11 protein-coding genes and 1 pseudogene are annotated in these 13,962 nt (G+C 55.0%); 5 read left to right on the forward strand and 7 right to left on the reverse strand.

Annotated elements, in window-relative coordinates; genetic code table 11:
- Positions 1-4 precede the first annotated feature (4 nt).
- On the reverse strand, positions 5-421 hold the full coding sequence (locus tag PJW05_RS22330) for a hypothetical protein (RefSeq protein WP_271409132.1): 417 nt from the start codon (positions 419-421) through the stop codon (positions 5-7).
- A 280-nt stretch (positions 422-701) separates the two neighbouring features.
- Here PJW05_RS22330 and PJW05_RS22335 point away from each other — a divergent pair, with 280 nt between their 5' ends.
- Positions 702-1,376: a TraX family protein gene (locus PJW05_RS22335; RefSeq protein ID WP_271412286.1), complete on the forward strand. Its 675-nt coding sequence runs from the start codon at positions 702-704 to the stop codon at positions 1,374-1,376.
- Between the two features lie 226 nt (positions 1,377-1,602).
- Here the strand turns inward: PJW05_RS22335 and PJW05_RS22340 are convergent, their stop codons facing one another.
- Entirely contained in the window at positions 1,603-2,559 is a 957-nt protein-coding gene (locus PJW05_RS22340) for a hypothetical protein (RefSeq protein WP_271409133.1), read from the reverse strand.
- A 634-nt stretch (positions 2,560-3,193) separates the two neighbouring features.
- On the opposite strand from PJW05_RS22340, the gene PJW05_RS22345 reads away from it, so the two are divergent.
- Both PJW05_RS22345 and PJW05_RS22350 read left to right on the forward strand, forming a co-directional pair.
- Positions 3,194-3,973 (forward strand): hypothetical protein, encoded by a 780-nt coding sequence (locus PJW05_RS22345; protein WP_271409134.1) that lies wholly within the window; start codon positions 3,194-3,196, stop codon positions 3,971-3,973.
- A gap of 216 nt (positions 3,974-4,189) precedes the next feature.
- Positions 4,190-5,533 (forward strand): hypothetical protein, encoded by a 1,344-nt coding sequence (locus PJW05_RS22350; RefSeq protein ID WP_271409135.1) that lies wholly within the window; start codon positions 4,190-4,192, stop codon positions 5,531-5,533.
- A 325-nt stretch (positions 5,534-5,858) separates the two neighbouring features.
- On the opposite strand, the gene PJW05_RS22355 is transcribed toward PJW05_RS22350, so the two are convergent.
- The 5 genes and pseudogenes from PJW05_RS22355 to PJW05_RS22370 form a co-directional block, all read right to left on the reverse strand.
- Positions 5,859-7,298, reverse strand: coding sequence for a DUF4365 domain-containing protein (locus PJW05_RS22355; protein WP_271409136.1), 1,440 nt, complete (start codon positions 7,296-7,298; stop codon positions 5,859-5,861).
- Positions 7,299-8,068: 770 nt separating this feature from the next.
- The gene (locus PJW05_RS22360; protein ID WP_271409137.1) at positions 8,069-8,971 is read right to left on the reverse strand and encodes a replication initiator protein A; all 903 of its coding nucleotides are present in this window, start codon (positions 8,969-8,971) and stop codon (positions 8,069-8,071) included.
- Complete coding sequence (locus tag PJW05_RS26900) at positions 8,964-9,254, reverse strand: helix-turn-helix transcriptional regulator (RefSeq protein WP_442969187.1); 291 nt, start codon at positions 9,252-9,254, stop codon at positions 8,964-8,966. Before PJW05_RS26900 ends, PJW05_RS22360 begins: the two co-directional genes overlap by 8 nt.
- 554 nt (positions 9,255-9,808) lie before the next feature.
- Positions 9,809-9,874: pseudogene (locus tag PJW05_RS22365) on the reverse strand (MBL fold metallo-hydrolase); the annotation flags it as partial.
- A gap of 330 nt (positions 9,875-10,204) precedes the next feature.
- Complete coding sequence (locus PJW05_RS22370; RefSeq protein WP_271409138.1) at positions 10,205-10,825, reverse strand: TetR/AcrR family transcriptional regulator; 621 nt, start codon at positions 10,823-10,825, stop codon at positions 10,205-10,207.
- Between the two features lie 200 nt (positions 10,826-11,025).
- On the opposite strand from PJW05_RS22370, the gene PJW05_RS22375 reads away from it, so the two are divergent.
- The gene (locus tag PJW05_RS22375) at positions 11,026-12,435 is read left to right on the forward strand and encodes an MFS transporter (RefSeq protein WP_271409139.1); all 1,410 of its coding nucleotides are present in this window, start codon (positions 11,026-11,028) and stop codon (positions 12,433-12,435) included.
- 27 nt (positions 12,436-12,462) lie between these two features.
- Positions 12,463-13,827, forward strand: coding sequence for a glycoside hydrolase family 1 protein (locus tag PJW05_RS22380; RefSeq protein WP_271409140.1), 1,365 nt, complete (start codon positions 12,463-12,465; stop codon positions 13,825-13,827).
- Positions 13,828-13,962 lie beyond the last annotated feature (135 nt).

Below are 13,962 nucleotides of genomic sequence, written 5' to 3' on the forward strand. Positions count from 1 at the left end.
CGCATCAAAACTTCTTTAGCAACTCAACAACATCTGCGAAGAACTCTTCCGGGCGTGCCTCATGAGTACGGTCTGAGGTGGCCACATAGGCTACCCAGACGCCGTCCGTGTAATGAAACTTGAAAGCGGTCGCCTGCGAAAAGTCGAAACCACCAACATTATCAACTGGGCGAATTTTCTCGAGGCCATCCACCTTCAAGGAAGCGTATCCATGATATGCCGATCCAGCTTCATGCCAAAAGGTAAGCTCTAGGCTCTTGGAGCGCGGAGTACCAACCGATGCGCGAAGGTACTCAGTAGTGTTCGGAGCGTATACCGCATCAACAGTTGATTTGGCGGGCATTACTTGGTTTTCGGATTCTCCGCTGGAGCAACCGGTGAAAACAATTGCCATGAAGACAGCTGAAATAATTTTTCTCATGTGTAGACCCCATGAACGTCTCAAATATGAAGCCATGTGAAAACCACAGAACCCACGATCAACAAGCAGCGACAAGGCTGGTAAATCCAACGGAGCGCCTCACATCGTACTTTTATGACGGCAACTCAAAAAAACTACACATTGCCAGCCCTCACACTCCTAAAACAAAATATCAAGCATCCAACCCAGAAAATCAACAAATGTAACGGATTATATAGAAATGTATCACCCTGAACGAAACCACTCGCTTGATTTACTAAAGTGGATCGCTTTGGCAGCCATGATCATCGACCACACATGGTTTGTGCTACCTGATGAAATCAAAGAAACCTCACGCTGGATGCGCGCAATTGGAAGATTGGCATTTCCATTCTTCTGCCTTGCAATCGCCACTAATGTCGCCCGACAACCGAGATATCACTCAAGCGGCTTACGATACCTAGGAGGAGTTCTCTTTTTCGCAATACTAAGCCAATGGCCGTACGCTAGCTATTTTCGCGCTGACAACTTAAACATATTATTTGAGCTATCACTAGGCCTAGTACTTGCCCAAGCCATTCATCATAGGACCCCGAAATTGATTGCAGCAGGGATTCTCGTGCTTATGATAGCTATCACGTACAGCCCCATTCTAAGCTCTGGCTTGCCCGGCATAATTCTGCCAGCAGCATCATTAATTGCACTGCAGGCTCGCACAATGGAGACAAGGATAATAAGCTGGGCTCTATGTGCGCTTCTCACCGCCACTGCGAATGCCGGCATCTCTATCCTGAGACTTTCAGAACTGGCCCCACTGGATAAGGTGATCATTGCCGTAGCTGCGTTGGCACCGTTGCTCGGACTCATGCTGCTGCAGCTTCAGATACGACCACTTAGGCAAGTAGGCACATGGATGTACCCGCTATACCCAACCCATCTTCTGTTGCTTGGCAGCGTGTCCGTAGCTTGGCGATAGAGTTCTCACCGAATTGCGCCCATAGTGAATCTCCCCTAGTTTTGTAGATACTTCCAAGCTTCATAATGAGACCAGTTAGGGGGTATCACGAGCAACCAGAGTTACGCTAAAGAATTCAAAATCGAAGCCGTCAAGCAAGTGACCAAGCGCCGCCTGCTTGTGGCCGATGTGGCGTCACGGCTATCCATTGAGGCTCGGCGAGCGGGGCAAGGCCTCCAATGGTGTCTCATCGCTGCAGGGCAGGATTCCGGGTCCTAGCGCTACGTTGTGCCATAGCCTTGGCCCGTCGGATACGGCGCCATATGCGCGGAATATCCTGGACCGGAACCATGGTCAGTCGGACCGCCCAATAGATCCGAGCGCGCGTCTTGCGCAACAGCAGGCGCTCGCCCCTATCGTGCAGTTCCAGCAGTTCCGAGATGAAGCGGTAGAACGCCGTATGGCCGAGATACTGATCGTTTATGCATTCCAGGAGTGTTTCCCCGAGCTGCTTGATCCCAACAAGGATCACCGCGCCAGGTAGTACGCAAACGGCGAATGGCAGCACGATAGCGAGCCACAGCTGAACGATCAGATGCCATGTATCCACCAGGAACTGCTCCAAGTCAGCATAGAGCGCCTCCCTGGAAAGTGTAGAGATGACGATACCTGCCAAGACCGCAACGAGGCCGGTCACGTATGCGGCGAAATTACCAGCTGAGGGCAGCTGAAAGAAGCCGGCGGCGCGACGTGAAAGAGGCTCCTGGGCACGGACCTTGATCACACGCCGCCACTCCCATTCCTCGATGAGATACTTGGCCAGTGCACGCAGGTCACCCTCGTGAGCGAAGGTAGTACGGAGGTAGGCGTGCTTCTCTTTCGCCAAGGCGTCATGCGGCGTCCTGAAGTGGACGCGTTTGGCGGCTGGATAAAGCAGGCGATATCGACGCTCGATGCCTTGAAAATAGGCCTGCATCAGGCCAAACAGCATGGGCACCTCGTACGCGATCAGCCACGCCTGATCGGACTTGGTCAACAGGTAGGTGGTCTTGGCGATGCGCAGATACAGGTCGAAGAACAACAGCCCCAGGATAATCGTCGCCAGTCCGATGGACAGCCAGAGTGCCAGCGAGCTAAACGCGTAGAAGACCGGCGGGCGAAACGTTTGGCGGTAATGGCGGATTTTGTCAGCGATCGCTTCCATGCGGCTTCTTTGTCACTACGAGTCGGTGATAATTACCTCGGTACGGCGAGTCTCTACCAGGTGATTGGGCACTGAGCCAAAAGTGGACACAGGCCGCACCTGCTTGATCGGTTCAGTCCGAGAGCTGATTTTTCGGGTCGGATACAGGCCCTCAGTGTGGGGCGGTCACCGAGCGGCGATCGTTGCCACAGACTGCAGGGCTGTTGGCACTCTAGCGACAAATGCCAGGTGTCGGTAGGTACCCAGGGTTGCATTACGGCGTGGTTGGCGAGTTCGAGAAGGATACCCGGATGGTTGAGCACCGATGGTGACAACCGGCCAGCAGCCTGTCGGTCGACGATGGACGCATTCGCCCCTTAAGCAGCCGCTGGAAAGTACCTGTGTCACCATGGGTATAGGCTAGCCAAACATCGAGTTACTTATCAATGAGAACGGGATCAGTAGACCACTAAAAAATGGCATGGCCTTATCTAAAACTTTTCGCCCTAATTACGCTAGTTCGAGGTGATGCCAACATTTTCCGCGTAAAGACTAACAAAAAAGCATTGCTCTTATCTGAGGCGTCACTTAGATTAATCCTATCTGACCCTATCGACAGATGACGTTCGTTCAAAGCAAAGGAACATGCACCCAAATGCCAAACTCACAAACCCTTGTCATTCTTAATTACTTCAGTGACTGCTACAAAGAGCTCAAAGGCCACTCGAGTGGCAGTGATTTTAGAAGCTTCAACTCTAGAATATTGTTAGCAATTTATTCGGAAATGACTTTTCCTGGCTTGTCTATTGAGGCAGATGAAATGGAGACCCACACCTTAACAAGTAAGTTATCCGAAGCTTGGTTTGCCTATGAAACGCTATTGCCAAATATAGTGAGACTTGGCTTCGAGTCAGAGAAGCCAGAAAAAATCAAATCTTACGGCTCTGCAAGCACTATTCAGGAAGCAATAGCTTTACATCGTAATTTTGTATCTCTAGGCGTTCCATTTGGTAAGGCTTCTACATTCGATGATGCTCGTATAACTGACGCGTATCTTGAGATCTTGATGGAGGGATCTATTAATGATTTCTGTGAAAGCATTCGGAATATTACATCAACGGCTGACTCAAGGGATAAAACTCAAGCGTATCTTCTACACTTAGAGGAGCATTCGCTAGGTCTGCAGAAAGACTTGCTTTTGCTCTCCTATAACGCCATTACAAACTCGATCCATACAACGACACCACATCACGTCATGAGTATCGCTTACGCGGTTAGAAACCAATACGTGCATGCAGGGGAGACTTTCAGTTCTGGCATCGAAGATCTGAATATAAAATCAACGCTACTTGCTGCGTGCTTTACCTTTGTATCCCAATATGCACTTATCATTGCCACGCAATTAATAATTTATAGCATGGAGGGGAAGCACTAATAAGTTATTTGCATTTGCGGTATCAGGTCTGTCGCTTATGTTTGCCAACAGGTGTGCCATTGCATGTCCGCTATGGCCGGCTACTGCGCGTCATTTCAGGCTGCAATCGGCTAAGAGCGGTCACTCAGGCAACGGCTGCATTCGACCGCGCTCGGTGCGATCGATCGGCAGCGCTGAGCCTCTGAAAGCCCTCCCATCATTTAGGAACTTCTCAACATGAAGCTGCCTAGTGCACTCGCAAGCTACTTCGACGGACTCAACGAGGAGCGGTTACAGCAAAGTCTGCGCATCCTGCAAGGCGACTTCAGCTACGACGGCGGCAGATTCGACCTTATCACCGATTGCTTCCTAAACAACGACCCTGTGCTGTTCGAAAGCGCAATACCCTGGCTGAAAGAGGCGGTGCAAGAAAAAAGTTTTATGGACAGCATCCTGCGCTTCGAACGCAACAAGCTCGAATGGGAATTGGAGCGGCTCAACACCGACCCGATCCACTACCATTACGCTATCGAGTTCACGGAGCAAAAGATCGAAGAAATGTGCACTAAGACACTGCATGAGCAGGCCCTGCGCTCCTTCGACGACCTTTGCTCCACAATGGTGGCTGCAAAGGACTTCACCGCTGCTCAATCCGGAGAAAACTACTATTTCACTAAGTTGCTGCGCATCGTATATGAGGCTCATTACGCGGAAAAACGCGAGCAGCGTAAGTTCAAGCGTGAACTGCAGAAGTCCACTCGCCTCTATCAGTATTACCTGGCTGCGGACATCGATCTCTTCGAGGCAGATCCGCAGTACAGCAAGTACAACCTGTACTCAATCACCACCGACATCGAACTGCTGATAGGACTGCCCTGCCGGATCTTCGATCCACAACGACCATTGCAGATGTTCATCGAAGATACCCCAAGGCATTTGCTTGAGCTGTTCGAACGCCTACGCAAGGATGGACTAATAAAAGATCTAGCCTTGCTGGCTAGCAACGAAGCTTTGGTAGAAACGGACAAGTACATATTCGTCACACTAGGTGTTGAAGAGGTCCAGTTGCCGCTGACGCTGCACAACCTCTCCCGGCACCCGGACGAGGAACTGGTCCACACAGTAATGCGCAAAAACGGCTTCCCGATCGACGGAACTACTGTGGTCCCTTCGGTTTCGACCTTCTGCGAGCTCGGCAGTGAGGACAGAACTTGGTGTTCAATCACTACGAACAGCATGACTTTCGAGGAAATCGCCCACATCCCGGAACTGCTCGAAGACTGCGCTGTTACCCGGATGGTTCATCTGGAGTATTTCGTCGACGACGGCCAGCTATACGTATCGCACATCGACCACGAATATATTTTCTACACCCACGAGGAGTTTGACCTGCGCACCAAAGACCCTTGCCAGAAAGGCAACGCCCGCAAGCGTCTGAAGACCTTCAAGATCGACCGTTCAGCCATCCCCTTCATGCTGGACGACAGCACGCTCTTCGTTCATACGCTAATTGAGGCCTGTTTTGATAGGCCACACCTACTCATGAACTTCCTGCTCGATCTGCTGCTCCCGCGCGACTGACCTACGCGGCTGGCAGCAACACACATGCTGCAGCGCCAGAAGCCGAACCTGTCCATGCGTGCCCTCGCTTATCACACCACGCGGCGTAACTGCATCAATGCCAAGAGTCTGCTGAACGGCATCTTCTGGCCGGTTTCTGCTTGATAAAGCGGGCGGAAATCGGCCAGAAACTGCCATTCGGCCAGGGCAGCCTTCAGTTGGGGACTCGACCGGTCAGTCGCCACAGTCAGAAATCGACCTCAAGCAACTGGGCACAAGGGGCTTAAGCTAGTTTAGAAGCGGGCAAGACTTGCCTCGCATGGGCCCCAGCGGCTGATCCGGTCGCTCATATATGGCTCATTCGGTTAGCGATCTCATTGCGCACGGACTCGGGTAGGCTTTCTATTAAAAATTCGCCATTAGCTAGTACCGGCAAGGGAAACTGTTGAGAAGGCGATTCTGTAATTGTAATGGTGCCAACGGGGCCCATGATTGACATTAGTTCGTCCGAAAATCCAACAGTTTCCTTTGCCGATTTCCCTGCCAGTCTATACGTGGGCATACCGTATGTGGATTCGCTCCACTGCTCAAGCCAGCAAATGAGGGGGGACAACGGGATATCAAGATATCGAAAAATAAAGTTATCTTTATGTACACTCCCGAAATGGTTCTCGAGGTATTCGCGAAGAGCGTGATAGTGAATATTCTGAGCTCCTACTTCTACTGCTGCATCACCAGGAGCGGCACGGAACCAATGTGAGAGGCGGTAATAGTCGAGGTAAGGATTAAAACCAATAGCTAGTACATCAGTAAAAGGTCCAAGCTCGGCTTTCTCATCTACAAGGGCAAAGCTAGAATAGACCTCTATTTGAACGTGGGGGATAACCGAAAGGCTCATGAATTGGTTGTCGTGCACGCGCGGCAAACTCGAGTTCCGGAGATACTCGACGAAGCGTCTCCCGTTGCTCGTCAGGCTAGAGATGAATGTTGGGAACTCAAGCTTTACATACAGTGACTCGTTGATATCCGCCACATCCAACAATGCTAGATGGTTCTTTGTCAGAATGTTGAAATAGCGTGTAAAGAAGGGGTACAGGTCAGTTCGAGTAAATGTGTAAGTAATCGGAATCTCACCTTCACGCTCCCGCAGCATTTTGCGAATGAGGTCTGTCATAAGGCTTGAATGAAACTGAACCTTGCTGCATAACCCCCACAATCCCTCGATGAACAAATCAAGCGCCGTTACGGTAACGGCTGCGGATCCGACTCCGTCGACGTGAACCAGGGTCTTCAGTTCATGAAGGAGAGTTGCATATTGATCATCTGTGTAAACGGCAAGGTCGAAACGCTTGTGAAGGTAGGACTCGAACGTGCGGTCAAGCGTGTTTACTTTCGAAAAACTGATGTACGGTTTCCCTAAAGGCTCTTCACCGCGCGATTCGACATACCGGCCGATGTCAACCCAATAGATGTTGTCGTTAGCAGGGTGGTGGACCAATAGAAAGAGAGGAATCGACAGCGCTCTCCAATACTCTATGTCATCTTTATCCGGGTAAAACTTGAACGAATCGTTGGTCTCGGACCGAATGTAACTCATACCAGATTTGATCTGAGCTCCAACGATTTTGCCAGTTGGGAAATTACCGATCGCAATCTCAATCGTGCCGTCAACCCCGACGTCCTCCTCAAGAAGGTTGCGCCAAATGAGGTCGAGACGGTTGCAGGCCTGTTCAACCGCGATCACACCGGCGCGTCCTTGCTTTGCATTGCTCAACCGCTGTTTCATTCTGACTCCTGTAATTAGCGGATACTGATCTATGACGCATTCCGACGAATAGCGAGGGGGTCGTGGTTCCATGGCACAAATGGGGAAGATCTGCAATCAGATCAAGAGCGGGCGCACTCGTCTCTAAATCTCGACCCCAGCGACTCGAAGAGCTTGGGAGCGTTAACCACTAACGATGGTAGCTAGGGCTACTTTCGCCGTCTAACACAACCGTTCTGTGGCCGTATCACTTCTGATCGAATGAATCGGCCCGACTGCCTGCTTTTGGCCGATCTCTGCCCGCGACGACAGGCAGAAAGCGCCCCACAACTGCCGGTGAGAACCAGCAGAAAGCGGCCATTAGCGACCGGTCACACTTACAAAATAATGGGTGGTTCGGTACGTGGATGTACACGTTCTATTCCATTCACCTGTTGCTACTTGGCCCTCCTAGACTTACATGGGCTTGAGAGCCCCCCACCAATTTCTCAATCACTTCCTTCCCCTTCTGGGGTCTTTGAAGCGCCGCCAGACGCTTATTCGGACCCGGCCACCTCCATTCAGTACAGCGACTAGTACCCTTCGGCCATCTGCTGCCTTTGAACCTTGATGATGTTAAACGTATGTTAAAAGCATGTTAGGCGATGCACAGAATGGCTGTAGCCCCCGAAAATACTGGCTTTCGCTCAGGCCACTTGCGCAGATACCCCGATGCTCCACGCAGATACCCCGAAGCGGTGCGCTGATACCCCGATGGAGATCGCGCTGATACCCCGACGCCTGTGGATAACTCAATATTTCTTGCTTTTTGGATGCGGATTCCTAGTCCATCGAGCGACATCATCTTCGATTTCCCAGTCCCTGATTATCCCTTCTGACTCCAACTCGCCCAATGCAGTTCGTAACCGAGAGCAGAAGTCCCGTAACCTTCCTTGCGAGCCACTCCAATTGCGCAGTTTTTCGCAAGCGATCCGATGCACTCCGACTGCATGCCCGGATATATAATTTTGAAGATACTTTGCTAATGGGCTTTTTAGCCTAAACCGCACACCCATATCAATAAATGCGGGATTAATAAATGCTGAAATAATTACAGGATCCATTGTTATGTAATAATTACCATTCACGCCCCACTTAATTTTATCTATTAACCTAAAACTTTCCCCACCCTCTTGACCTTCAACAAATATGGTAGATCTTGCAAGTCGCTCCATCGAATCCTGCAGACGCCGATAGCTCTCGGATGAAAGGTCACTTCCCCTACCGATTGCGCGCAAAAACGAAGACCGCTCAAAATATAGCGGCTCACCTGGAAATGTACCTTGCGCCAACTGGACAACACGCAGAAAAACATCATTGTCATACAGATCCAATTCTTCGCCTGACACTCTTACTATGCAATCAACTCGTCCTTCAAGCTTCTGATTTTTTAATATTCTCCGTTCACCTTTCCTAAGACTCGAAAACAAACTAGTTCGGGTCCACAGTGTCGGCAGAGCCGAAGCCATTGCAGGTAAGAAAGGAAACTGCCCTTGGACATGTGCCACCACGGTCCTTGGGGAATTCAGCTCATTCTGCAATTCATTTTTTAGCTCCTTGCGCTCAGCCGCCTCTTTGACTCGTCGATCCAAAATCGCGTGGAATCTCGAGCGAGTGGTTTGGGCTGTGCTTTCTGCCTGGCAGGCCTCATGCATGTTGAGACTCCAGAGTCACAATACGTGCTCTCGCTTCAGACTTTCTCGGCCGCCCTGGCTTTCGTTTCTCGGGCCTCAGAACGAACTCATGGAGCTGGACCACGTGCTGCAGTAGCCACCGCTCAACATCCTCACGGCGCCACAGCAGTCGCCCCGCACCAGGGATGCGACAAACCGGAGGTAGCTTGGCAGGAGTTTTAGAGTGCTGATTTTTGATGGTGCCGGCCGACCGGCCTAAGATCTCGGCGAGATCATCAACTGTGAGAAGCTTTTCGAGCGACATGACTCATCCTCCCCCGACCATAAGGTCAGGTTTGGATGGGTGCGCGGCAGCGCTGGCGATTGATCACTAGAAAGTTGCTGGTTCAACTCAGAGTGAGATCGGTCCAGACGCGGGGTTTTGCCCACAGTCGCCCACGCTCTCCCCCGCACCTCGCCAATTGGATTCCGGCCCCATCAATGCCGGTGGTCTGGTGTCATCAGGCGATTTCCCCCTTAACGAGGGTATCCTTTCTTTCGTGATAGTTTCGTCCGCTTACTGCTACCACGATGCCGGACCGAGGGACCCTGCTAACCTTCGTCAGCCCCCATCATTACCAGATGATGGAAGCCTCAGGTCAGGGCATTTCTCGTACCTCGCCGGCGCGTTCGGATCTAGCCTAATCATCCACAGTCATCCGCGCAACCGCCTTGGCACACTTCTGTCACACTGAGCGTGTGATTCATGATGATTGAGCGTTATTTTCAATTATTGCAGCACTGCCTGAACTCCTTGCATCACGGGCACTACAGCCGAATAAAGCGGATAGAGCGCACCTCGCAAACGGATCATTTTTTGCAGTTGCACTGCAACGGGCCGACGGGGAAGGTTTCTCGAATTAGTGCGGGTTTTGCGGCTTCCATGGGTGTTCCTATGGTAGTTGGCACATTGAGAATGTGCGGTGGCGACGATCCGGAAACGCGCAGCAGCGACTCGGAACTCTCGCACCTCAAGGCTCTGCTGCGCCATCGGCTTGCGCTCAAATTGATAGCCAGTATCCGGGGATCTGACTTGGCAAGTATCGGGACCGCAGGGCCGCCGAACGCCCTCTTCGGCAGTCAGGCCATCATCCAACTCGCCTCAGGCCTTGATCTCCCCGGCACTGTCGGGTTCGAGCAGCATCGGAAGAGGCTCAGGGCCAGGAAGCATTTACCGAGGCGCGCTGCAGACGCATTGACGGCGCGCCCCAGGCATCAATCGCGGAAAATGAACTTCACAACTGCCTCAGCATGAGCGTCGATGGCCTCCTCTGTCAGCACATCGCGGCCATGGACGAACTGCAACTCGGCGGTGACCAAGTAAGGCATTTGCGCGATGGCCACCACCATGTACAGCAGCATCACCGGGTCCAGCCCAACCAACCCGGCGGGCATGCTTGAGCCCTCGATTAGCTTGAGGGTCCGGGCATGGTTGGGGCGGATGTAGTGGTCGGCAACCCATTGCAGCCGTTCTGATCCCTCGATCGACTCCTGCACAATTAGACGGGCATGCTCGGGGTGCCGCGCGCAGTAGTGCACGTAGCCCCGGATATAGCGTTTCAATGCCTCCACCGGTGATTGCTCGACCGCAGGGGCGGGTGGTGGGATTTCCTTCGCCAGACGCTCGAACAGGAAGGCTGCACTTTCGCGCCAGAGTTCCTCCTTGCCGCCGAAGTGGTAGCGGATCATCGCGTGATTGACCCCTACCCGCTCGGCGATGTCGCGCAGGCTTACAGCGGCAAATCCCCGCGTCGAAAAGAGATCCAGCGCGGATTGCAGGATCTCCGTGCGTGTCTGCTCACTGCGCTCTTGCTTCGCTACCCGTGGCGTACTCATACGTCCGTATCTACCGATCCCGTGGTTCTGGAAATGCCAAGTCTGGCGTAGGCCATTGACTATTGACAACTCCATCTCTTCACATAATTATCCGTTCGGATAGTTTTTTGATGCAAAGAACCTCTTACCAAGACAAGCCCGTAGCCAAGCACCGGTACGGGGAAAACAAGAGCCGGAAAAGGCACAGGCGAGGATTGGCAATGACAGACACGATGGCGCTCGGCGGACATCGCAAAATGTCACTGGTGAGGAAGATTTCGCTGGGCGCGGGCGATCTCGGGGTGAATCTCTACTGGCAGATCGCGTCGCTGTTCCTGCTGTTTTTCTACACCGAAGTGCTGGGCCTCTCCGCCCATATCGCGGGCCTGATCTACATGAGCGCTCTGATCTGGGACGCAGCCGTCGACCCGCTGATCGGCGTCATGGCCGACCGCACCCGCACCCGCCTCGGGCGCTTCCGGCCATACCTGCTGCTCGGTGCCGTGCCGCTGGCTATCGTCTTCATGCTGATGTTCGCCCTGCCACGCGGCGAAGGCAGCCAATTGGTAGTGCTTACCGTGGCAAGCCACTTCGCCTTCCGCACCTTGTTCGCCCTGGTGTCGGTACCCTATGCCTCGCTCTATGCACGAGTCACCCAGGACACCGCGGAGCGAGCGACCATGGCCGGGATTCGCATGGTGTTCGCCATTCTCGCCGCGATGGTCGTGTCAGCGGTGACCCTGCCGGCGGCGCGCCACTTCGGTGGCGATGCGCTGGCATGGGCGCTGGTGGCCGGCCTGTTCGCCTGTGTCGCCTCGGCGATGTTGTTCATCGCGGCGCTGGCGGCCGGCGCCGACGACGCCGCGTACGATGACCACGAACCTGCCGCCAGGCCCAGCGCCGGTCATCTGCTCGACGCACTGCTGGACAACCGGCCGCTGCTGATCGTGCTGGGCATCACGCTCATGAACTCGCTGGCCAGCACCTTCTTCTCGAAAAACCTTCTCTACTACTTCAAATACGTGCGCAACGACCCGGACTTCGGCGGCACCGCGCTGGCGCTTATGGCCGCCGTCGCGGCCCTGGCAGCGCCGATCTGGGCTCAGGTGGCGCGCTCGCACAGCAAGCGTCTTGCGCTGCTGGTTGGCAGCGGCTTCTACGCTCTGGGGTTCGTCCTCTGGTACCTGTCTAGCGGCGCCGGCTATGCCGGCCTATTGGCGATCCTGGCACTGATCGCGGTCGGCGCCAGCTGCAACGCGGTGTGTTTCTGGGCCATGGTCCCGGACACCGTGGAGTACGGCCAATTGCGCTCGGGCATCCGCTCCGAGTCGCTGATCATCGGCGCGGTGATCTTCGCCCAGAAGGCCGCCCTCGGAATCGCCGCCGGCATCCTCGGGATGACCCTGAGCGGTATCGGCTTTGTGCCCAGCGGTGTCCAGTCCACGCACACCACGGACCAGCTCCTGCTGACGATGTCACTGGTGCCGCTGCTCGGCACCCTGGGTGTGTTCCTGCTCGCCTGGGTCTACCCCATTGACCCGGCTATGCATCGCCACCTGCTCGAGGCCCTGCGCCTGCGCGACCGCGAGGCGCAGGCAAACCGGGACGAACTGCCGCTATCGCGCGCCTGAACAACCATCGTTATCAAGGAGATCAGCATGACGGCCATCCGTGACCACGCCTCCCCCGACGGCGCCACCATGGCGCGTTTTCACCCCGACTTCGTCTGGGGCGTCGCCGCCTCTGCAGCGCAGACTGAAAGCCGCAACGGCCGCGGACACAGCAACTGGGATGCGTTATGCGAGGCACGGGGGGCAATGCTGGACGGCTCGACCAACGTCCTCTGCACCCATTTCGAGGAGCGCTATCCGACGGACCTCGCCCTGCTGGCCGACGCGGGTGTGCAGGCCTTCCGCTTTTCCATTGCCTGGCCCCGGGTCCAGCCTAACGGTCCGGGGGCGGCGAATGCCGCCGGCCTTGCGGTCTACGACCGGATGGTCGATGCCATGCTGGAGCGCGGCATCACCCCCTGGCCGACGCTGTTCCACTGGGACGTGCCGAGTTGGGCCGGGGACTTCCGTGATCGCGACATCTGCCAACGGCTCGCCGACTATGCCGAGATCGTCGCGCGCGCACTGGGCGACCGCGTCCAGCAGTGGATTGTCCTCAACGAGCCGAACAGCGTCGCCCTCCGTGGTTATGCCGCGCAGGTCCACGCCCCGGCGCTGAACAACGCCGAGTCCGCGTTCGCTGCCATTCACCACCAGAACCTGGCACAGGGCCTGGCCTTCCGGGCGCTGCGTGCAACCCTGCCGAGTGGGCGGCGCATCGGCACGACGGTGAACCTGCAGCCAGTGCGCGCAGAAGACGACTTAGCGGAGAACCAGGCGGCCGCAGCAATGGTCGATGCCCTGTGGAATCGCGCCTTTGTCGACCCGTTGTATGGCAAAGGTTATCCGGCGCTGGTCGCCGAGCGACTGGCCCCACTCGTTCGCGACGGCGACCTGGAGCTGATTGCGGTGAAGCCAGACTTCCTTGGCATGAACTACTACAGCCGGATCTACGTCCGGCAGGCTCCCGGCGAGGTGCTGGGCATCGCCCAAGGCCAGGCACCGCAGCATCTGGCATCTACCGCGTACTTCCACGTGGAGCCAGACGGCCTCGCCGAAATGCTCCTACGCCTGCACGAGGAGTACGGCGCGCCAGAAATCTACGTAACCGAGACCGGCTTCGCCATGCCCGACCCACCGCCCCACGATGGCGTGGTGGAAGACGGTGGGCGGATCGCCCACCTGGCGAGCTACCTTAAGGCCGCCCACTCAGCCCAGGCCCAGGGCGTGCGCCTCAAAGGACTGTTCTATTGGTCGGCGACCGACAACTGGGAGTGGGCACAAGGTTTCGCCAAGCGATTCGGCCTGATCCATGTCGATCGCGATACCCAGGCCCGCACCCCGAAGCGAAGCCTTGGCTACTTCGCCGACTGCATCCGCCACAACGCCGCGCTCGACGCGCCACCTCCCTGAAAGAGCAGGCCGGCTACCCGGTAGAGACAGCCTGGTAGCCAGCAGTGCATCCCCCCGCGCACCTACCGGTGCACCGCGAAGCCGCGGTGCGCAGTGACTCGTGCGCGCCAGAAAAACAAGAACGGGGCCGCACCG

The organism is Pseudomonas sp. Q1-7 (assembly GCF_028010285.1).
Lineage (GTDB): Bacteria > Pseudomonadota > Gammaproteobacteria > Pseudomonadales > Pseudomonadaceae > Metapseudomonas.

Bases quoted from the DNA above. Each gene is read 5' to 3' on its own strand.
- PJW05_RS22360 (WP_271409137.1), bottom strand. From the start codon at position 8,971: ATGCATGAGGCCTGCCAGGCAGAAAGCACAGCCCAAACCACTCGCTCG.
- PJW05_RS22335 (WP_271412286.1), top strand. From the start codon at position 702: ATGATCATCGACCACACATGGTTTGTGCTACCTGATGAAATCAAAGAA.
- PJW05_RS22355 (WP_271409136.1), bottom strand. From the start codon at position 7,298: ATGAAACAGCGGTTGAGCAATGCAAAGCAAGGACGCGCCGGTGTGATC.
- PJW05_RS22380 (WP_271409140.1), top strand. From the start codon at position 12,463: ATGACGGCCATCCGTGACCACGCCTCCCCCGACGGCGCCACCATGGCG.
- PJW05_RS22330 (WP_271409132.1), bottom strand. From the start codon at position 421: ATGAGAAAAATTATTTCAGCTGTCTTCATGGCAATTGTTTTCACCGGT.
- PJW05_RS26900 (WP_442969187.1), bottom strand. From the start codon at position 9,254: ATGTCGCTCGAAAAGCTTCTCACAGTTGATGATCTCGCCGAGATCTTA.
- PJW05_RS22370 (WP_271409138.1), bottom strand. From the start codon at position 10,825: ATGAGTACGCCACGGGTAGCGAAGCAAGAGCGCAGTGAGCAGACACGC.
- PJW05_RS22340 (WP_271409133.1), bottom strand. From the start codon at position 2,559: ATGGAAGCGATCGCTGACAAAATCCGCCATTACCGCCAAACGTTTCGC.
- PJW05_RS22350 (WP_271409135.1), top strand. From the start codon at position 4,190: ATGAAGCTGCCTAGTGCACTCGCAAGCTACTTCGACGGACTCAACGAG.
- PJW05_RS22375 (WP_271409139.1), top strand. From the start codon at position 11,026: ATGACAGACACGATGGCGCTCGGCGGACATCGCAAAATGTCACTGGTG.
- PJW05_RS22345 (WP_271409134.1), top strand. From the start codon at position 3,194: ATGCCAAACTCACAAACCCTTGTCATTCTTAATTACTTCAGTGACTGC.